Origin of the sequence: Flavobacterium polysaccharolyticum (genome assembly GCF_038739875.1) — a bacterium.
Taxonomy (GTDB): Bacteria; Bacteroidota; Bacteroidia; order Flavobacteriales; family Flavobacteriaceae; genus Flavobacterium; species Flavobacterium polysaccharolyticum.
The window spans coordinates 14,804-33,573 of the sequence record NZ_JBCGDP010000005.1 but is presented as its reverse complement, the minus strand read 5'-3'; the positions used below and the strand labels follow the sequence as shown (position 1 = coordinate 33,573).

Annotated in this window: 16 protein-coding genes; 4 read left to right on the top strand and 12 right to left on the bottom strand. The window is 36.2% G+C overall.

The genetic code is table 11. The features are described 5' to 3' along the window. Positions 1-26 precede the first annotated feature (26 nt). On the top strand, positions 27-620 hold the full coding sequence (locus WFZ86_RS06595) for a thymidine kinase (protein ID WP_342691205.1): 594 nt from the start codon (positions 27-29) through the stop codon (positions 618-620). 44 nt (positions 621-664) lie between these two features. Here WFZ86_RS06595 and rpoN read toward each other — a convergent pair whose 3' ends face one another. The 4 genes from rpoN to WFZ86_RS06575 form a co-directional block, all read right to left on the bottom strand. Continuing rightward, positions 665-2,128, bottom strand: coding sequence for an RNA polymerase factor sigma-54 (gene rpoN, locus WFZ86_RS06590; protein WP_315172878.1), 1,464 nt, complete (start codon positions 2,126-2,128; stop codon positions 665-667). Positions 2,129-2,223: 95 nt separating this feature from the next. After that, positions 2,224-3,669 carry an asparagine--tRNA ligase gene (asnS, locus tag WFZ86_RS06585; protein ID WP_342691204.1) on the bottom strand — a complete coding sequence of 482 codons (1,446 nt, stop codon included), beginning with the start codon at positions 3,667-3,669 and terminating at the stop codon, positions 2,224-2,226. A 269-nt stretch (positions 3,670-3,938) separates the two neighbouring features. Next, positions 3,939-4,421 (bottom strand): SixA phosphatase family protein, encoded by a 483-nt coding sequence (locus tag WFZ86_RS06580; protein WP_342691203.1) that lies wholly within the window; start codon positions 4,419-4,421, stop codon positions 3,939-3,941. 10 nt (positions 4,422-4,431) lie between these two features. Further along, positions 4,432-6,852, bottom strand: coding sequence for an efflux RND transporter permease subunit (locus WFZ86_RS06575; RefSeq protein ID WP_342691202.1), 2,421 nt, complete (start codon positions 6,850-6,852; stop codon positions 4,432-4,434). 199 nt (positions 6,853-7,051) lie between these two features. On the opposite strand from WFZ86_RS06575, the gene WFZ86_RS06570 reads away from it, so the two are divergent. Together WFZ86_RS06570 and WFZ86_RS06565 are read left to right on the top strand one after the other, a co-directional pair. After that, positions 7,052-9,319 carry a cation:proton antiporter domain-containing protein gene (locus WFZ86_RS06570; RefSeq protein ID WP_342691201.1) on the top strand — a complete coding sequence of 756 codons (2,268 nt, stop codon included), beginning with the start codon at positions 7,052-7,054 and terminating at the stop codon, positions 9,317-9,319. A gap of 1 nt (position 9,320) precedes the next feature. After that, on the top strand, positions 9,321-9,650 hold the full coding sequence (locus tag WFZ86_RS06565) for a DMT family transporter (protein ID WP_342691200.1): 330 nt from the start codon (positions 9,321-9,323) through the stop codon (positions 9,648-9,650). Positions 9,651-10,081: 431 nt separating this feature from the next. Here the strand turns inward: WFZ86_RS06565 and WFZ86_RS06560 are convergent, their stop codons facing one another. The 4 genes from WFZ86_RS06560 to WFZ86_RS06545 all read right to left on the bottom strand — a co-directional run bounded on the left by WFZ86_RS06560 (position 10,082) and on the right by WFZ86_RS06545 (position 14,884). Next, positions 10,082-12,580: a DUF5686 family protein gene (locus tag WFZ86_RS06560; RefSeq protein WP_342691199.1), complete on the bottom strand. Its 2,499-nt coding sequence runs from the start codon at positions 12,578-12,580 to the stop codon at positions 10,082-10,084. A 114-nt stretch (positions 12,581-12,694) separates the two neighbouring features. Next, complete coding sequence (gene frr, locus WFZ86_RS06555) at positions 12,695-13,258, bottom strand: ribosome recycling factor (RefSeq protein ID WP_064715693.1); 564 nt, start codon at positions 13,256-13,258, stop codon at positions 12,695-12,697. Between the two features lie 70 nt (positions 13,259-13,328). Then, positions 13,329-14,036: a UMP kinase gene (pyrH, locus tag WFZ86_RS06550; RefSeq protein WP_342691198.1), complete on the bottom strand. Its 708-nt coding sequence runs from the start codon at positions 14,034-14,036 to the stop codon at positions 13,329-13,331. A gap of 62 nt (positions 14,037-14,098) precedes the next feature. Then, complete coding sequence (locus WFZ86_RS06545; RefSeq protein ID WP_342691197.1) at positions 14,099-14,884, bottom strand: patatin-like phospholipase family protein; 786 nt, start codon at positions 14,882-14,884, stop codon at positions 14,099-14,101. Between the two features lie 89 nt (positions 14,885-14,973). On the opposite strand from WFZ86_RS06545, the gene WFZ86_RS06540 reads away from it, so the two are divergent. Next, positions 14,974-15,588 (top strand): thioredoxin family protein, encoded by a 615-nt coding sequence (locus WFZ86_RS06540; protein WP_342691196.1) that lies wholly within the window; start codon positions 14,974-14,976, stop codon positions 15,586-15,588. Positions 15,589-15,943: 355 nt separating this feature from the next. Here the strand turns inward: WFZ86_RS06540 and truB are convergent, their stop codons facing one another. The 4 genes from truB to WFZ86_RS06520 are packed head-to-tail and all read right to left on the bottom strand — an operon-like array spanning position 15,944 to position 18,654. After that, positions 15,944-16,639: a tRNA pseudouridine(55) synthase TruB gene (gene truB / locus WFZ86_RS06535; RefSeq protein WP_342691195.1), complete on the bottom strand. Its 696-nt coding sequence runs from the start codon at positions 16,637-16,639 to the stop codon at positions 15,944-15,946. Continuing rightward, on the bottom strand, positions 16,639-17,433 hold the full coding sequence (locus WFZ86_RS06530; RefSeq protein ID WP_342691194.1) for an undecaprenyl-diphosphate phosphatase: 795 nt from the start codon (positions 17,431-17,433) through the stop codon (positions 16,639-16,641). The genes truB and WFZ86_RS06530 overlap by 1 nt, the downstream gene beginning before the upstream one ends. 53 nt (positions 17,434-17,486) lie before the next feature. Continuing rightward, positions 17,487-17,726 carry a DUF3098 domain-containing protein gene (locus WFZ86_RS06525; RefSeq protein WP_342691193.1) on the bottom strand — a complete coding sequence of 80 codons (240 nt, stop codon included), beginning with the start codon at positions 17,724-17,726 and terminating at the stop codon, positions 17,487-17,489. 52 nt (positions 17,727-17,778) lie between these two features. After that, positions 17,779-18,654 carry a cell division protein FtsX gene (locus tag WFZ86_RS06520; RefSeq protein ID WP_064715686.1) on the bottom strand — a complete coding sequence of 292 codons (876 nt, stop codon included), beginning with the start codon at positions 18,652-18,654 and terminating at the stop codon, positions 17,779-17,781. Between the last annotated feature and the right edge of the window lie 116 nt (positions 18,655-18,770).

Here is an 18,770-nt window from a genome sequence, read left to right as displayed (position 1 = left end):
CATTTTTAAAGGTAGAAAAATACAAAATGTTTCTCGAAAATACAGTAAATCATAAAGAACAATTTGGTTGGATCGAAGTCATATGTGGCTCCATGTTTTCGGGTAAAACAGAAGAACTCATTCGCAGGCTGAAACGAGCTCAGTTTGCCAAACAACGAATTGAAATTTTCAAACCTACTATAGATACGCGTTATCACGAGGAAATGGTGGTGTCGCATGATGAGAACGAAATCCGTTCTACACCAGTTCCTGCAGCAGCTAATATTGCACTTTTGGCGCAAGGATGTGACGTTATTGGCATTGACGAAGCTCAATTTTTTGATGATGAAATTGTTACGGTCTGTAATGATTTAGCCAATCAAGGGATTCGAGTAATTGTGGCAGGGTTGGATATGGATTTTAAAGGGAATCCTTTTGGTCCGATGCCGGCATTGATGGCTACGGCCGAGTATGTGACCAAAGTACATGCAGTGTGCACTCGAACAGGAAATTTAGCAAATTACAGTTTCAGAAAAACAGACAATGATAAACTCGTTATGTTAGGGGAAACAGAGGAATATGAGCCCTTAAGCCGAGCTGCTTTTTATCATGCGATGCACGACGATAAAGACAAAAAATAATATAGCACTATAAAAAATCCCAACAACTCGTTGGGATTTTTTTATTACATTTTCTTCCGCATTCTTGCCACCGGAATATCGAGTTGTTCTCGGTATTTGGCTATGGTTCTTCTGGCAATTGGATAGCCTTTTTCTTTTAATATTTCGGCCAATTGGTCATCTGGAAGTGGTTTGTGTTTGTCTTCTTCTTCGATGGTGTTTTTTAGAATTTTCTTGATTTCTAAAGTTGAAACTTCTTCACCTTGGTCGTTCATCATCGCTTCTGAGAAAAATTCTTTAATCAATTTGGTACCGTAGGGTGTTTCTACATATTTGCTATTGGCTACCCTAGAAATTGTCGAAATATCAAGACCAACCAAGTCTGCGATGTCTTTCAAAATCATTGGTTTTAACTTGGTTTCATCGCCATCTAGGAAAAATTCTTCTTGGTAATGCATAATGGCATTCATCGTCACAAAAAGTGTTTCTTGACGTTGACGAATAGCATCAATAAACCATTTCGCCGAATCTAATTTTTGTTTGATAAACTGAACAGCCTCTTTTTGTTGTGTCGATTTGTCTCTAGAATCTTTATACGTTTGCATCATTTCTTGGTAGTCTTTAGACACGTGCAATGATGGAGCATTTCGCCCATTCAACGTTAATTCCAATTCACCATCCACAATTCTGATGGCAAAATCCGGAACAATATTTTCGGTAATTTTACTATTGCCTGCAAAAGAACCTCCTGGTTTTGGGTTCAATCGCTCAATTTCGTATATCGCTTTTTTTAGTTGTTCGTTAGAGACACTGTATTTTTGCATCAATTTATCGTAATGCTTTTTGGTAAAAGCATCAAACTGATTTTCGATAATATCAATGGCTAATTCAATATATTCTGTAGGTGTTTTGTGTTTGAGTTGTAGTAGCAAACATTCTTGCAAATCTCTTGCGCCAACTCCTGTGGGTTCCAATTCGTGAATAACGTGAAGTAATCTATCTACATTTTTTTCATCGGTGTAGATTCCTTGTGTAAAGGCTAAATCATCTACAATATCAGGAATGCTTCTTCGAATGTAACCCATATCATCAATACTTCCCACTAAGAATTCTGCAATTTCTCGGTCTTCTTCGTTGAGAATAAAAGTATTGAGTTGGTTGATTAAGTCTTGGTGAAAACTAATAGGAGCAGCATAGGGACTTTCGCGGTCTTCATCATCGTCGCTATAATTATTGACTTGGGTTTTGTAATCAGGGATGTCGTCACTGCCTAAATAGTCATCAATATTGATGTCATCAGCTTCTATTCTATCGGCTTCTGCATCATCATAATCGTCGTAGTCTTCGGATTCAAACTCGTCTTGCTCGTAGTCGTCTTCTTTACCTGCTTCTAGAGCTGGATTTTCGTTCATTTCTTCTAACAAACGTTGTTCAAATGCTTGCGTAGGCAATTGAATTAACTTCATCAACTGAATTTGTTGAGGAGATAATTTCTGAGATAATTTTAAATTTAAAAATTGCTTTAGCATTTTTTTTAATAGTTTAAAGGTATAAGGTTTAAGTGTTTAAAGTTGTTGTGTTGTAGGCAACAACTTTAAACCATTTTAAACAACAGTAAACTTTTTTAGAATTCCGCATTCATTGGTGTTCTTGGGAAAGGAATTACGTCACGAATATTGGTCATTCCAGTTACAAACAATACCAATCTTTCGAAACCAAGACCAAAACCAGAGTGTACGGCAGAACCAAAACGTCTGGTGTCTAAGTACCACCACAATTCTTCTTCGTCTATACCTAAGGTTTTCATTTTTTCTACCAAAACATCGTAGCGTTCTTCTCTTTGTGAACCTCCTACGATTTCTCCAATACCAGGGAAAAGAATATCCATTGCACGAACCGTTTCTTTTCCAGGTTCTGTATTATCATTCAAACGCATATAAAATGCTTTGATGTTGGCTGGATAATCAAATAAAATCACTGGACACTTAAAGTGTTTTTCCACCAAGTAACGTTCGTGTTCTGATTGTAAATCAGCGCCCCATTCGTTAATGATGTATTGGAATTTTTTCTTCTTGTTCGGAGTTGAATTTCTCAAAATATCAATTGCTTCTGTATAGGAAACGCGTTTGAAATTGTTTTCCAATACAAAGTTCAATTTCTCCAACAAAGCCATTTCGCTTCTTTCAGCTTGTGGTTTTGATTTTTCTTCTTCTAACAAACGTCCTTCTAGGAATTTCAAATCCTCTGGACATTTATCCATTACATATTTAATCACAAATTGAATGAAATCCTCAGCCAAATCCATATTGTCTTCCAAATCATTGAAAGCTACTTCTGGCTCAATCATCCAAAATTCTGCTAGGTGGCGAGAAGTATTTGAGTTTTCAGCTCTAAATGTAGGACCAAAAGTATAAATCTGACCCAACGCCATGGCAAACGTTTCACCTTCTAATTGTCCAGAAACCGTCAAGTTGGTCTCTTTACCAAAGAAATCTTTTTTGTAATCTACTTTACCTTCCTCAGTTCTTGGTGTGTTGTCAAAAGGCAAAGCGGTCACTTTAAACATTTCACCCGCACCTTCTGCATCTGAGCCAGTAATGATTGGCGTATTCACATACACAAAACCTTTCTCCTGAAAATACGTGTGTACGGCGTGAGCCAAAACCGAACGCACGCGCATAATCGCGCCAAAAGCATTCGTTCTTACTCTCAAATGCGCATTCTCACGCAAGAATTCCAAAGAGTGTTTCTTAGGCTGCATTGGGAATTTCTCCGCATCTGAGTCACCCAAAATTTCCAATTGCTTTACCTGAATTTCATATTTCTGACCAGCACCTTGACTTTCTACTAACGAGCCAATAACCGAAATAGCAGCGCCAGTCGTAATGCGTTTTAATGTCTCATCTGGTGTATTTTCAAAATCAACCACACACTGAATATTATTAATAGTAGAACCGTCATTCAGCGCAATAAACTGATTATTTCTAAACGTTCTCACCCATCCTTTTGCATTCACTTCCTGAAGCGTCGTTGTACTGTTTAATAAGTCTTTAACTTTTGTGTGTTTCATCTTAATTTTAGATTTTTAGATTTAAATACGCGCTCAAAACAAAAATCGGTGCTTTAAGCGTTATGCAAATATAATTGTTTTGTGTTTATTTTTTAGGAGCTATTTCCCGCTTTTCGTTACAATCTTGTTCAATAAATACTATTTTTCTACCCCAAAAAAGGAGCTTCCGCTGGTCGCTCTTTTTTGTCAAGAAAAATTAGTCTTTATTTTCACAAGGATTTCCACTACAATCGGGGCTAGGGCAGTAGGGAAACCAGTCGTTTCTTGGTTTACAACCCTTGCAGCAATTGGTGACTTACCTCATTTCCGCTAATGGTAATGATGTATAAATTTCCAAAAACAGTATCATCAATTGGCGCATACACCTTTTGATTGATGATTTTATTTGCCAAATCAGGCGTCGTATTGCTATGGCCTACAATCAAAATAGCTTGACCTTTGTGTTCTTTTTTGAGTTGTTCAAGGTCGAGAGTTTTTGGGTCATATTTTATGATTTCCAAATTTTTACTAGTAGCAGTTGGAGTAGCGGTTTGTACCGTTCTCAAAAAATCTGTACTGTACACCACCCTTAGCGGAACTTGTGCTAGAATCGTTTTCCAATGTTCGGCGCGTTCCAAACCCGCTTTAGATAAATCAGGATTTTTAGAATTGTCTACTTTTTCGGCGTGACGAATCAAGTAAATTGTCGTCGTTTGACCAAAAGCACCAAGCATTAAGAACATTAAAACAAAAACGTATAGTATCTTTCTCATAAACAGCTATTTATTTTTTATCGTTAGTGAGTGAGTCAATCTCTTCATCAGAACGCTCGATGATGTCAATCTTGGGCTCAATAAATTCTTGTTCATTGGCCAAAGTTTTGTTCAAAGTCAACACCAAAGCGGGGAGTAACATCAAATTCGACAACATACCAAATAATAAAGTTAATGAAATCAATCCGCCTAAAGCAATCGTACCGCCAAAGCTAGACAACATAAACACCGAAAATCCAAAAAACAACACTATAGACGTATAAAACATACTCAATCCCGATTCGTTAAACGTAGCATACACTGATTTTTTGATTTTCCAATTGTTCTTTTTTAATTCCTCGCGGTATTGCGACAAGAATCGGAGGGTATCATCTACGGATAGTCCAAAGGCAATTCCAAACACTAAAATAGTCGAAGGTTTTAATGGGATATCCAAAAAGCCCATTAAACCAGCCGTTAAGAATAAAGGCAATAAATTAGGGATGATAGAAACCAATATCATTTTGAACGAACGGAACATAAATCCAATCAAAAGTGCCGTTAAGAAAAAGGCAAAAATCAGCGACGAGAGCAAGTTGTCAAGCAAGTAGCCCGTACCTTTTTGAAACACCAATGCTTTCCCAGTTATGATAACATTGTAGCGTTCTTTAGGAAACAATTTATCGGCTTTCTTTCTAATTTCGGCCTCGATTTTAGCAATTTGGTCACCGCTTTCATCACGCATAAAGGTGGTGATTCGGGCATATTGACCAGTGCTATCTACATAGCTTTTCATTAAATTTTCTTTGCTATTGGCTGTAGCATTTTTGGCATACGAGAGGATGAATGCTTGTTCTTGCGACGTTGGCAATTCATAATAATCAGGATTGCCATTGTAGTAAGCTTGTTTGGAATATTTCACCAAATTCACAATCGAAATAGGTTTAGATAATTCGGGAATTTCCTCAATCGCAGTTTCTAGTTCTTCCATACGTTTTAGAGTAGATAATTTCATTACTCCTTTTTTACGTTTGGTGTCAATCATTATTTCTAGAGGCATCACACCATCAAATTCTTTTTCGAAGAAAACAATATCTTGAAAGAATGCTTCTTTTTTAGGCATATCTTCAATCAAACTTCCCGAAATGCGCATTTCATAAATACCGATAATACTAAATACAAGCAATGAGATAGAAGCGACATAAATCGAGAAACGATTGGTTTTGATTGTTCTAAGAATCCAATCCATAAATTTCTTCACAGAGCCCCTATCCAAATGTTCAAGATGTCTTTCTTTGGGAGGATTCAAGTAACTGTGAAAAATTGGAATCAATACCAAACTCAAGAAAAACAAAGCCATAATATTGATTGAGGTTACCACACCAAATTCCAACAATAAATTATTGTTCGAAGCTACAAAAGTGGCAAAACCAATGGCCGTTGTTAAATTGGTCATCAAAGTAGCCATTCCAATTTTGGTGGTAACTCTTTGAAGGGCTTTGGCTTTGTTGCGGTGTACTTTAAATTCTTGATGGTATTTATTGGTCAAGAAAATACAATTCGGAATCCCAATCACAATAATCAATGAAGGAACTAGGGCCGTCAAAATAGTAATTTCATAATTGAATAAGCCCAGAAAACCAAACGACCACATTACACCAATCACCACAATAATAATGGAAATTAAAGTCGCTTTGAAGCTTCTAAAAAAGAAGAAAAACAATAAAGAAGTAATCAATAACGAAGCGCCAATAAAAATACTAATCTCGTCGGTAATCGTTTTGGCATTCAACGTTCGAATGTAAGGCATCCCCGAAACGCGAAGGTCAATTTTGGTTTCTTTTTCAAAAGTGGTTATCGCCGGGATTAATTTTTCTAAAACAAAGGTTTTACGAGCCTTAGTATTTACGATTTTTTTGTCCATATAAATCGCCGAGCGAACACTTCCAGATCGTTTGTTGAATAGTAAACCTTCATAAAAAGGAAGGTCATTGAACAACTCTTTTTTAATAGTTTTCAGGTATTTCGGATCGAGAGTTTTCGATTCGTCTACAAAAGGAACCAATTCGAATTTTTCTAAGGTTTCATTTTTTTGCAGTTTTTTCAAATCATTGAGCGAAACCACCAAGTCTACTTCCTGATTTTTTTTGATGGTATTCATCAATTTACTCCAAGCAGCATAGGCTTTTGGTGTAAAAAAAGTGGAGTCTTTAACTCCTATAATTATCAAATTGCCTTCTTCTCCAAATTTGTCCAAAAAGGCATTGTATTCTACATTCGCAATGTTGTCATCGGGTAACATATTTGCTTCGGTAAACGTAAAATGAATATTTTTCCATTGTAGCGCCAAGAAGACGGTAATTGCTGCAATGATAGAGAGTATTAAAATTCTATTTCTAAGGACAATACGAGCGATGAGCTCCCAAAATCCCAAACTAAACCATTTAATCATTTTCTGTAGTTAAAAGGGTGCAAAGGTAACGAAACCTCGATTAAAAAAGGCAGGAAATCCTTGGTTAGATGGTAGTTTTTTTTTAAGCTTTCGGAAAATCTTTAAATTTTGGTTAATATTCTTATTCCTGATATAATTGTTATATTTGATTTTCTCATCTTTGTTAAATGAGCATTTCATTACAGCCTAAAATAAATAAATGAAGAATTATAAAAATACCCTGTTTTATCTTTCTGTTACTGGAGGTTTTTCCGCCTTAATGTATTGGATTATACAAAATGGGAAATTACTTGAAGGAACGGATGTCAAAAAAACAACCATAGGACCAAAAGATGCTTGGCTGGATTTTATTGCATCTATGCAGCATAGTTTTCAAGAACCTTTGGCCATACTTTTGGCTCAAATCATCACCATAATTATTGTGGCCAGAGTTTTTGGTTGGATTTTTAAGAAAATAGGACAGCCTTCTGTAATTGGTGAAATTATTGCAGGTATTGCTTTAGGCCCATCTTTGTTAGGGACTTATTTCCATGAGTTTTCGGGAGTTTTGTTTCCTGTAGAATCTCTCGGAAATCTAAAATTCTTAAGCCAAATCGGTTTGATACTTTTTATGTATGTGATTGGTATGGAGTTAGATTTGAAGGTGCTAAAAAACAAAGCTAATGATGCCGTTGTGATTAGTCACGCAAGCATCGTGATTCCGTTTACACTCGGAATTGGTTTGGCGTATTTTGTATATGACCAATTTGCACCTAGCGGGGTAAAATTTCTCTCGTTTAGTTTGTTTATGGGAATTGCAATGAGTATAACTGCATTTCCTGTTTTGGCCCGAATCGTACAAGAACGCGGCATTCATAAAACCAAATTGGGAGCCATCGTAATCACTTGTGCTGCCGCTGATGATATTACAGCTTGGTGTTTATTGGCTGCCGTAATTGCTATTGTAAAAGCGGGTTCTTTTGTGAGTTCTTTATATGTGATTTCTTTGGCTGTCGGATTTGTGTTGATTATGCTTTTGATTGTTAAGCCATTCCTTAAAAGAATTGGAGATTTATACGGAGCCAAAGAGGCGATAAGCAAACCTGTAGTAGCCATCTTTTTTGTCACACTTATTATTGCTTCTTATGCAACAGAAGTAATCGGAATACATGCGCTTTTTGGGGCTTTTATGACAGGTGTGATTATGCCAGATGTGGCTAAATTCAGAATTGTTTTTATAGAAAAAGTAGAAGATGTATCTGTTATTTTACTTTTGCCTTTGTTCTTTGTATTCACAGGTTTACGAACCGAAATTGGTCTAATCAACGACCCTTATTTATGGCAAGTAACGGGTTTCATCATCTTGGTAGCTGTAGTAGGTAAGTTTTTTGGTAGTGCTTTAGCAGCCAAATTTGTAGGGCAAAATTGGAGAGATAGTTTAACCATCGGTGCATTGATGAACACGCGCGGCTTGATGGAATTAATCGTGCTAAACATTGGTTTAGAGTTGGGAGTGTTGACTCCAGCGGTATTTACTATGATGGTAATTATGGCATTGGTCACTACTTTTATGACAGGACCAGCCCTTAACTTAATCAATTTCATTTTCAAGACCAAAGACGATGTTGAGGTAGAAGAATTGGAACAATCCAAAGTATATCGCGTTTTGATTTCTTTTGGCAATAACGAAAAAGGAAGGTCACTCCTGCGTTTGGCTAATGGTCTAGTACGTAAACAAAAAGACGCTTCGGTTACTGCTATGCATTTGTCTATTAGTAACGAAATGCATCCTTTTGCTTTAGAAGACAAAGAAACTGCGGCATTTTTACCGATTCAAGAGGAATCAAAAATCTTAAAACAAGAAGTAACTACCATCTTCAAAGCGACAGTCGACATCGAAACAGAAATCACCGATATTGCTAATCAAGGCGAATATGACCTATTATTAGTAGGACTCGGGAAATCTATTTTTGAAGGTACTTTGCTCGGAAAAGTAATTGGTTTTACCACTAGAATCATCAATCCAGAGCGATTAATGGATAAATTCACAGGAAAAGAAGGCTTGTTTGCTAATTCTCCTTTTGATGAAAGAACCCGTCAAATTTTGCTCAAAGCCAAAATGCCTGTGGGAATCTTAATTGACAAAGATTTACAAAAAGTAAACACCATTTTTATCCCTATCTTCAGCTCCGAAGATGCCTTCTTGATTGATTACGCTCAAAAACTCATCCATAACAACAAGTCCAAAGTAGTAGTTTTGGATGTCAACGGACACATCAAATCAAATTTTGTAATCGGAAGCGCCATAAGTTCATTGGAGCATAAATTCCCAAACAACATCACCTTGTATGGCGAAAAAATCATCAAAAAAGAATTCCTAGCCGAGCAAGATTTGATGATGATTAGCCTTGAAAGCTGGAAAGCACTTGTGGATTCCAGAAGCGTTTGGCTGAGCGGAGTCCCTTCGGTATTAATCATAAAACCATAGTATGAACTGGATTTTATTACTAATTGCTGGCCTTTTCGAAGTAGGATTTACCACTTGTTTGGGCAAAGCCAAAGAAACTCAAGGCACCGAATCCACCTACTGGTTTCTCGGTTTTCTGGCCTGTCTCACCATCAGTATGTCCTTAGTTTACAAAGTCACACAAACCCTCCCCATCGGAACCGCTTATGCCGTTTGGACAGGAATAGGCGCTGCAGGAACCGTTCTCGTCGGACTCTTAGTCTTCAAAGAACCTGCTACTTTTTGGCGTATTTTCTTCCTGCTTACCCTCATCGCTTCCATTATCGGATTAAAAATGGTTTCCGAACATTAAGTTAAACCCAGAATCCGCATTAGACTTTGTAGCGAAACTAAATTATTCAATAAAAGCAAGAGCTCACGGACTATTTTTGAAGAAGGAATACTTTCGTATTTTGAATTTAAAAATGGGAGTAAGTTCTTGGTTTTGAAGAAGAATTTAGTTGTAGTAAATTTCTAATGCGGAATCTGGGTTAAATTAGGACGTGTCACCATAAAACAAAGAGAGCCATTCAACTAACTATTGAGTGGCTCTCTTTGTTTTATGCTGTCGGGCTCTACGCTATATCTCTTGGGTCGAACCCCGCCCCAAGAGGATGCCGCTTCTATCCCTCACGCAAAACTTGCGAACCTTGCGTTTTTCCCTTTGCGAACCTTGCGGTTAAAACTAATAGCAAAGTATAAGTAGATGTGAATTGTCAAAGCACCACTTTCTTGAAATCTGAGTTAGAATCCCAAATTCAAAATAAAGCTAATTTTCACCGCAATATTATCTTGGAATTTTGCCAATTGGTTCGGTCCATAACGGTAAAAACCACCTAGCCCGATGCCGTTATAAATTTGGTTCAACTCAATTCCCGATTCAAAATAGCCATCGCGTAGGGTTTTGTAGTTAATGCCAACGTGCTGTTCTGGTTTTTCCATATCGCCTAATCCCATTCGGCTCACAAATACCAAGTTGGGTTTCACTTTTTTCAACAAATGAATGCGATTAAAACTGTGCTTGAACTGAAAATAAGCAAACTTACTCGAGAAAAATTCATTAAAAAACATCGTTTCAAAACTGTTTTTACCCGCAAAAGTCACACGCTGAATAATCGTTTCTTTATTCAAATTATTCGGCGAGGTATTGTACAAATGTGTCAACGGTAAGTTGCCAATAGTATAACCTGCTTCAAAGAGCAAACTCGTTTTTTGTCCGTTCAAGTAATTCTTTTGATATTCGGTTCTAAAGTCGATTTTACTAAACTCAAAATCATTGTTGCCCACATTAGGTAACGATTTGGTAAACTGAAACGTAAATTTTGGGTATCTTTTTTCGGTTTCAATTCTTCCCGTAGGCGTTTGCATATAATCACTAAACGGATTCCAACGCAACGAAACCATAGCTGTAGTCAAATTGTATTTCGTAAAAAGTTTGCCGTCTAGATTGTAGGCATAATTAAACTTTGGCTCCACAAAAGTGTTCGAGAGTTCCCAAATACTTTCCGTTTTTGGAATAAACTTGGTTTCTACGCCCGTTTTCCACGTTTGATAATGGTAAAAAGTACTAATGTTGATAGGTCTTGGGTCGTAAATTTTGAACGCTCTTCGGTCAACTGTCCAAGTGGTACTTGCTATTTCTCGCACATCATCCGTAAACGAAACGCCCCACCAAGTATTCGAAAACTTATTGATTCGGGTGCCAATCCCTAAACTATATTTAAAAGTCCCGTCTTTTGTGCCATAAGCGCTATAGCCTTCTATTTTCCATTTTTTAGAAAAAGAATCATTGGTGATGCCGCCAACTCCTAATCGAAAACCTTCGTAGTTGTTGAAACTCACAAACTTTCTTAAATCAAAATCAATGACACTAATGGGCACATACCCATTGATAATCTTTCTACCAAACAGCAGTTTGCTTTCAATGCCATTTTTTATCGAAATGCTATCTACAGCAGCATAGGTTTTTTGACTGCGCAAATCCAACTTTTCTTTTCTATACGCTTCCCAAAAGGCATCAGTTTGATTGATAGCGTCTTCTTGAATGTCAATGACTATTGTTGGCTGTTTGATTTTGACAGCTTTGTTGTATTCTATATCGAAATTGTAGCTTTTGGAAATCAAATAACTAATATCGGTAGCTTCCTTTTTTCGCGGTTTGAATCCTTGTTCAATGTCACCATCAAACTGTATGGTTCCACCAAGAATTTTAATGTCATCATCGCTTTTTCCTTTCACAATTTGGAACGTTTTGGCCGAGGGGAACCAAATTTTTTCCTTAGGTAGATACACAAATTCATGAGTCCCGCTGATGTCCAACACGCCTTTTATTCGCATAATAGCTTTGGCAATCGCATAGGAATTCGTGTCTATATACAAAACGCCTTCTAGTCCTGCGGCATTTTTCTTTTTCTTGTTTTTGAAATAAATCATATAGGTAGTCCTGCCGTCAATGGCTACCGAATCCAGTAGCTTGTAGTTGTAATGCGCTGGCGCGTCATCGGCTATGGGACTATTGTATTTGGTTTCAAACAACTCATATTTGGGTTCATAAATTGAGAAAGATTGCAAATTGAACGCGATGACTTCATAAATTGGTTGCTTGAAGCCAGCCATTTTGGTTCCTAAAATGACTTCTTTTAAGTGGGTATTTTGGTACTGAAAAAGCGATACTTTCTCCGTTTGAAACAAATGCTGCTTGCTGATGATTTCTTTAAACTTGTAGTTAGAAGAATCTACTTTTACCAGTTCTCTACCATACGTTTTGTCTACAAAAACCGAATCAATTTTGCCGTTAATCGAGTCAGGATTGGCGGTAACTAGGAGTTTATTATAGGATTTAAACGAAAAGCTATTATTTTTTTGCTGCGGATTATTGACTGATTTGACTGCTATAGCTTTTCGAATAATTTGTAAAGCCTGATTTTCTTTAGAAATAAGCACTTCATTCAAATCATTGGACTTTTCTTGTAATGCTACTACATAAAACGTTTTGTTGGGCGTAATGATTTGTTGGAAGGGTGTGTAACCCAAATAAGAAACCGTAAAATCCAAAATAGGATTCGGACTTAAGAGATGGAATTTCCCGTCTACATCCGAGATGGTTTGAAAACCCGTGTTGCTGCTAATGCTCGCAAAAGGCAAGGGGTGATTGGTCTTCGCGTCTTTCACCAAACCATTCCATTGGAATTGCGCCTGCAGGGAGAACGTAAAAAGTAGCAATAACCAACTCAATTGCTTCATAAGCGTGTATTTTGAACCCAAGCGATTTTTTGTATTAGATTGACAAAAATAGCACAAAAAAACCGTCTCCAAGATACTTTTGGAGACGGTTTCGTTATATGTTTGTTGTGAAAGTTATACTTTCATAATTTCGGCTTCCTTAACGGCTAGCAATTCATCGATTTTTTTGATGAAAGTGTTGGTTAAGTTTTGTACTTGCTCTTCGGCACTTTTACAAATGTCTTCGGAGGTACCGTCTTTTTCTAATTTTTTGATATCAGTATTGGCATCTTTACGAGCGTTACGAATTCCAATTTTGGCGTCTTCGGCTTCGGCTTTGGCTTGTTTGGCCAATTCTCTACGACGATCTTCGGTCAAAGGTGGAACGCTAATGATGATTACGTCTCCATTGTTCATCGGGTTAAACCCTAAATTAGCAATCATAATTGCTTTTTCTATGGGGTGCAACATGCTTTTTTCAAATGGTTGCAAAGTAATAGTTCTCGCATCCGGCACACTAATTTTAGACACTTGAGAAAGCGGTGAAGCAGATCCGTAATAATCTACAAAAACACTTCCTAGCATTGCTGGAGAGGCTTTCCCTGCGCGGATATTCAAAAATGATTTTTCTAAATGCGCAATAGAACCATTCATAGATTCTTCTGTACTATCTAATATAAATTCAATTTCTTCAGTCATAATCTTATGTTTGTTGTTTGTTGTTGGTGGTTCGCAGTCAACTATAAACTACAAACCTTTAACCATAAACTTATATATTAACTACTGTTCCTATGTTTTCGCCTTCACAGATTTTCAATAAATTACCTTCTTTGTTCATATCAAAAACTACAATTGGCAATTTATTTTCTTGACTCAAAGTAAATGCTGTGGTGTCCATAACATTCAACCCCTTGCTTAATACATCTTCAAATGAAATATAGTCAAATTTTACAGCAGAAGCATTTTTTTCTGGATCAGAATCATATACCCCATCTACGCGTGTTCCTTTTAAAATTACATCTGCACTTACTTCAATTCCTCTCAAAACGGCTGCAGTATCTGTTGTAAAATATGGATTTCCTGTTCCAGCTCCAAAGATCACAATACGCCCTTTTTCTAAATGACGATCAGCTCTTCTTTTGATATAAGGTTCTGCAATAGATTCCATTTTTAAAGCGGTCATCAAACGGGTTTTCATTCCGTTATCTTCTAATGCTCCTTGGAGTGCCATCCCGTTTATTACTGTGGCTAGCATTCCCATATAATCACCTTGTACACGATCCATTCCAGAACTTGCACCAGCAACACCTCTAAAAATGTTTCCTCCACCAATTACAATGGCAATTTCTACTCCTTTAGCATGCACTTTCTTAATTTCATGGGCATATTCAGCTAATCTTTTAGGGTCAATTCCGTAGTTTAAATCGCCCATTAGCGCTTCACCACTTAATTTGAGAAGGATTCTTTTGTATTTCATGTGTCTGTTGAATTGTTTGGTGCAAATATAGCGATATTCTATTTTTTGTGAAATAGCGAGCCTTAAATATATAAATTAAGTTTTTCGTAACTTTTTTTAGCCGATTCGTAACCAATTTTAAAAATAGCGTCCATCTTACTTTTGCTCGTTTCAAAGGTGCTATAAGCACATAATTCTTCGGGTTCGATTAACCAATGACAGGTGCTGAATTTATTTAAACTAGAATTAGCGGTAAGTAAATCAAAGGCTCGGCTTGTTACCGATTTTATCGATTTTAAATCTTTGGCTTGAATTTTTTGCATTGGACTTACGTAGACTCCAATTAAAATATCGCAGGACTCTTGGATTAATTCCGTCGGAAAATGGTTCAAGATTCCGCCATCGCTATATAATTCACCATTGATCTCGTACGGAGAAATGACTCCTGGAAAAGCACTTGAAGCTAAAATGGCATCTATTGTTTTGGTATTGGCATCAAAAACAGTCAAATTCCCTTTGACCATATTGGTTGCGGTTATGTGAATGGGGATTTTCAAGTCGCCTAAAACGGAATCTTCGAAAATGTCTAAAAAATATTCTTTAAAGGATTCGGGATCTATTAATCCAGCCTTCGAAAAAGTAAAATGTTTCCAATGGAAAAAATAAATTGACTTAAAAAAGGCCAAAATTTCCTTAGGTGATTTTCCACTTCCATAAAGTGCGGCAACAATAGAACCAGCACTTGAGCCCGAAATATGAGAGGGATAAATGTTTTGTTCTTCTAAAAATTGTAAAACCCCGGCATGTGCAATACCTTTAGAACCTCCTCCGGATAAGACTAAACCTGTAGATTTTGAATTATTTATCATCAAATAGTGTTGTTAGTTTCTGTATAGGTGATTTTTATCACAATAGTATAGAGAGGATATGTTTAATTTTGCCTAAAAATAGTAATAAAATGAAAACATCAATTGCAAAAGCATTATTTCATAGTCATCCTTACACCAATTATAGAAAAATAGTTTCTGATTTATTGAAAGAAGGAAAATCATCAGGTAAGGAACAATCAGAAGATTTGACTCATTACAGTGCACTTAACGAGACCAGAATGAATCGTTTGGATAAGACGATAAAAATTGACACCACTGTAGCCGAACAATTGAAGGCGTTGCAAAACGAATATATTTGGTTGGTTTTGGCCGAGGGCTGGTGTGGCGATGCTGCTCAAATAGTACCCGTTATAAACAAAATGGCTGTAGAATCCGATAAAATTGAGCTGCGAATGGTTTTCAGAGACGAAAATGAGGAGTTAATGCAACATTTTTTAACCAATGGGGGAAGGGCAATTCCTAAATTGATTATTATCGATAAAGCAACTTCGGAGGTCGTTAGTGATTGGGGACCAAGACCGAAAGGAGCGGCCGAATTTATTATAAATTACAAAAAAGAACATGGTGTTGTGGATCAAACGGCTAAGTCTGAACTACAATTATGGTACTTGCACGACAAAGGATTGAGTATTCAAAATGAGGTTTTAGCACTGATTCCTGAATGTGTTGAGGATTTGATGTAGCGGGTAAGTTTCTTTATTTCAAATGATTATGTGATTTTTTTTGTGTTTTATGCTTTTTTTATAAAATTAAAATAGTATATTAGCACCAGCTAACCAAGTCTATATAATTTGATTTACTTTTTTATTGGTGTTTAAAATAGTGTTACACAATTTAAAAAAACATCATTATGAAAAAGCTATTTGAAAAGTTTTATGATTTTTTTTCCTCAGCTTTATTTGGAGGAAAGACAACCGTTCATTATTAACTTTGGTGTAGCCCCAGCCTGTTAAAAACAAAAAGTATGATTCGAAAGTACTTTGATTTTCTAAAGAAACACATCGCAAGTTCTAGAAAAAGAAATTGCTTTGTGTTTTTTTATTTATTTCCTAAACGTTCTTCAAAAACTGCAGGGGTCGTAGCGTTAGTAACGTCATAATTGCCTATTTTCGTCCGACGTAAAGCAGTTAAGTGTGCTCCAGATGCTAAAGCTTGGCCAAAATCAAATGCTAAAGAACGAATGTAAGTCCCTTTGCTGCACACCACTCTAAAATCGATTTCTGGAAGTTCAATTCTGGTAATTTCAAATTCGTGAATCGTGGTTTTCCTACTAGCAATTTCAATGGTTTCTCCAGCTCTAGCATGTTCGTATAAGCGAACGCCATCTTTTTTTATAGCTGAAAAAATAGGTGGCTTTTGATCGATTTCGCCTAAAAATTGCTTAACAGTTTCGTGAATCAACGACTCGGTGATATGTGTAGTAGGGAAGTGTTGATCAATTTCTGTTTCTAAATCGTAGGATGGAGTAGTGGCTCCGATATGAAAAGTGCCAGTATATTCTTTGGCTTGTCCTTGTAATTCCGTGATGCGTTTGGTGAATTTGCCAGTGCAGATTAATAATAAACCTGATGCCAATGGGTCTAAAGTTCCCGCATGACCAATCTTGAATTTTTTAGGCAAGCCAACTTTGTTAATCAACAAATATTTTAACTTATTTACTGCTTGAAAAGAAGTAAAATGCAAAGGTTTGTCGATTAAAAGAACTTGTCCTTCTAAATAGTCTTCGGGTGTCATTAAATGATGGTCAGGGGATGAATAAAAAAATGGATGATAAGCAAGACAATCCCTGCCAATATGCGATAGTAACCAAATACTTTGAAACCGTTTTTAGTCAAAAAACCAATGAAAGTTTTAATTGCTAACAAGGCTACTATAAAAGCTACGATATTACCAATAATCAAATAATTGATTTGATCGTCGCTCAAAACAAACCCGTCTTTATAATAATCGTAACATTTTTTGACTGTAGCACCCAACATCGTTGGTACCGCCAAGAAAAATGAAAATTCTGCCGCAGAAGTACGGGATAATTTTTGAGACATTCCACCCACAATACTCGCTCCGCTTCTAGAAACTCCTGGAATCATAGCTAAACATTGAAACAAACCAATTTTAAAGGCTTGTCCGTAGGTGATTTCTTTTTCGTTTTCTCTGGTGGTGTGATTGAACCACTGATCCACTTTTAATAAAATAAAGCCGCCAATTAGTAATGACACTGCTACAGTAACTGGATTTTCAAGCAATCCGTCTATAAAGTCGCTCAATAGCAACCCCAATACAACAGCTGGTATAAAAGCCACCAATAGCTTAAAATAAAAATCTAAGGATTGAAAAAACCGTTTGAAATACAAAATTACTACTGATAAAATCGCTCCCAATTGAATCACAATAGTGAATAGTTTGGTGAAATCGTCATGTGCGATTCCAAAAAAAGACGAAGCAATAATCATATGCCCAGTCGAAGAAACAGGCAAAAATTCAGTAATTCCTTCAATAATTGCAAGGATGATTGCTTGTAGTGTATTCATTTTTATGTTTGTAAAATGGAGAAAACTAGTAACTATGCACTAATGACTAACTACTATTTTTTAGGATTTTTAAGAATAGCATAAATGGTGATGCCAAAGCCAATCAAAACGGTTGTTGGGGCCAAACGAATTCTTCTAAAGTCAAAAATAGCTTCACTAAAAACGGCAGGATCATTGCTTCCTCCACCAGACATTAAGATGAATCCAAGCGTAATCACGGCAATACCAATCAACAAAACAATGTAGTTGGTTTTTTCAAAAAGGAATTCTTTTTTTATTTCGTTGTTTTTCATTTTTATTTCAACTTAATGAATTATCGAATAGTTGTAACTGAATATTGAAATACTAATATAAATCGTCTGTTCTTAGATTTAAGAAACGTTGCGTTGCAAAATAAGTGCTCAACCAAGTGATTAAAACGCCAAGCCCAAATACGCCCAAAAGAATCACAGCAATAATTAATTTGTCTTCTAAAATTCCTAAATCAGGGAAGTTAGTTTCGATATAAATTAATAAAGAAATCAAGGCAACAATAGCTAAGCCAGCTCCAATCATTCCTAATTTTATACTCTTAATGACAAACGGTTTACGGATAAAAGATTTGGTAGCGCCCACCATTTGCATGGTTTTGATGATAAAACGATTAGAGTGGATGGATAAACGCAAGGAGCTGTTAATCAATAAAACAGCAATTACCGTTAGGAAACCACTGATGATTAAAATCCACATACTCACTTTTTTGATGTTATCGTTTACTAGATTTACCAATTGTTTGTCATAAACAATATCTGAAATCATTGGGTTTTTACGAAAATGACTTTCAATTCTTGCAATGCTATCACGAACCACATAATCCGCTTTTAGGTTGATGTCGTAGGAATTTTGAAGTGGATTTTCTCCCAAAAAGGTAAGGAAATCTTCTCCAATGATATCTGTGTGTTCTTTAGCTGCTTTTTCCTTAGAAACGTATACAAATTGTTTCGGAAATTTAGCCGCTTTTAATTCTTTTTCAAAGGCCTGAAAAGTACTGTCAGTAGCTTCTTTTTTGAAGAAAACAGTCATCGCAATTTTTTCTCTAAAATCATCGGCTAATTTTTTAGAATTCACGATGAATAGTCCTAATGTTCCCAATAGGAATAACACCAAAAAAACACTCAATACTACCGAAAAATAAGAGGAAATTAACCTGCGTTTTTGAAATTTGTCGAAGTTAGAACTCATAGCATACTTTAATTATGGCGTAAAAATAACAAACAAATTCTTTATTTAAAGTTAATAACGCCCAAACTTTCAACTTTCGTACAATAAATGTAAATTTGCGCTTTAAAATTTTTATT

What these genes read in the sequence shown, in the direction of transcription:
- WFZ86_RS06525 (WP_342691193.1), bottom strand. Translation starts at nt 17,726, where the DNA reads ATGAAAAACAACGAAATAAAAAAAGAATTCCTTTTTGAAAAAACCAAC.
- WFZ86_RS06520 (WP_064715686.1), bottom strand. Translation starts at nt 18,654, where the DNA reads ATGAGTTCTAACTTCGACAAATTTCAAAAACGCAGGTTAATTTCCTCT.
- WFZ86_RS06570 (WP_342691201.1), top strand. Translation starts at nt 7,052, where the DNA reads ATGAAGAATTATAAAAATACCCTGTTTTATCTTTCTGTTACTGGAGGT.
- WFZ86_RS06545 (WP_342691197.1), bottom strand. Translation starts at nt 14,884, where the DNA reads ATGATAAATAATTCAAAATCTACAGGTTTAGTCTTATCCGGAGGAGGT.
- WFZ86_RS06595 (WP_342691205.1), top strand. Translation starts at nt 27, where the DNA reads ATGTTTCTCGAAAATACAGTAAATCATAAAGAACAATTTGGTTGGATC.
- pyrH (WP_342691198.1), bottom strand. Translation starts at nt 14,036, where the DNA reads ATGAAATACAAAAGAATCCTTCTCAAATTAAGTGGTGAAGCGCTAATG.
- WFZ86_RS06560 (WP_342691199.1), bottom strand. Translation starts at nt 12,580, where the DNA reads ATGAAGCAATTGAGTTGGTTATTGCTACTTTTTACGTTCTCCCTGCAG.
- frr (WP_064715693.1), bottom strand. Translation starts at nt 13,258, where the DNA reads ATGACTGAAGAAATTGAATTTATATTAGATAGTACAGAAGAATCTATG.
- asnS (WP_342691204.1), bottom strand. Translation starts at nt 3,669, where the DNA reads ATGAAACACACAAAAGTTAAAGACTTATTAAACAGTACAACGACGCTT.
- WFZ86_RS06530 (WP_342691194.1), bottom strand. Translation starts at nt 17,433, where the DNA reads ATGAATACACTACAAGCAATCATCCTTGCAATTATTGAAGGAATTACT.
- truB (WP_342691195.1), bottom strand. Translation starts at nt 16,639, where the DNA reads ATGACACCCGAAGACTATTTAGAAGGACAAGTTCTTTTAATCGACAAA.
- WFZ86_RS06540 (WP_342691196.1), top strand. Translation starts at nt 14,974, where the DNA reads ATGAAAACATCAATTGCAAAAGCATTATTTCATAGTCATCCTTACACC.
- rpoN (WP_315172878.1), bottom strand. Translation starts at nt 2,128, where the DNA reads ATGCTAAAGCAATTTTTAAATTTAAAATTATCTCAGAAATTATCTCCT.
- WFZ86_RS06580 (WP_342691203.1), bottom strand. Translation starts at nt 4,421, where the DNA reads ATGAGAAAGATACTATACGTTTTTGTTTTAATGTTCTTAATGCTTGGT.
- WFZ86_RS06565 (WP_342691200.1), top strand. Translation starts at nt 9,321, where the DNA reads ATGAACTGGATTTTATTACTAATTGCTGGCCTTTTCGAAGTAGGATTT.
- WFZ86_RS06575 (WP_342691202.1), bottom strand. Translation starts at nt 6,852, where the DNA reads ATGATTAAATGGTTTAGTTTGGGATTTTGGGAGCTCATCGCTCGTATT.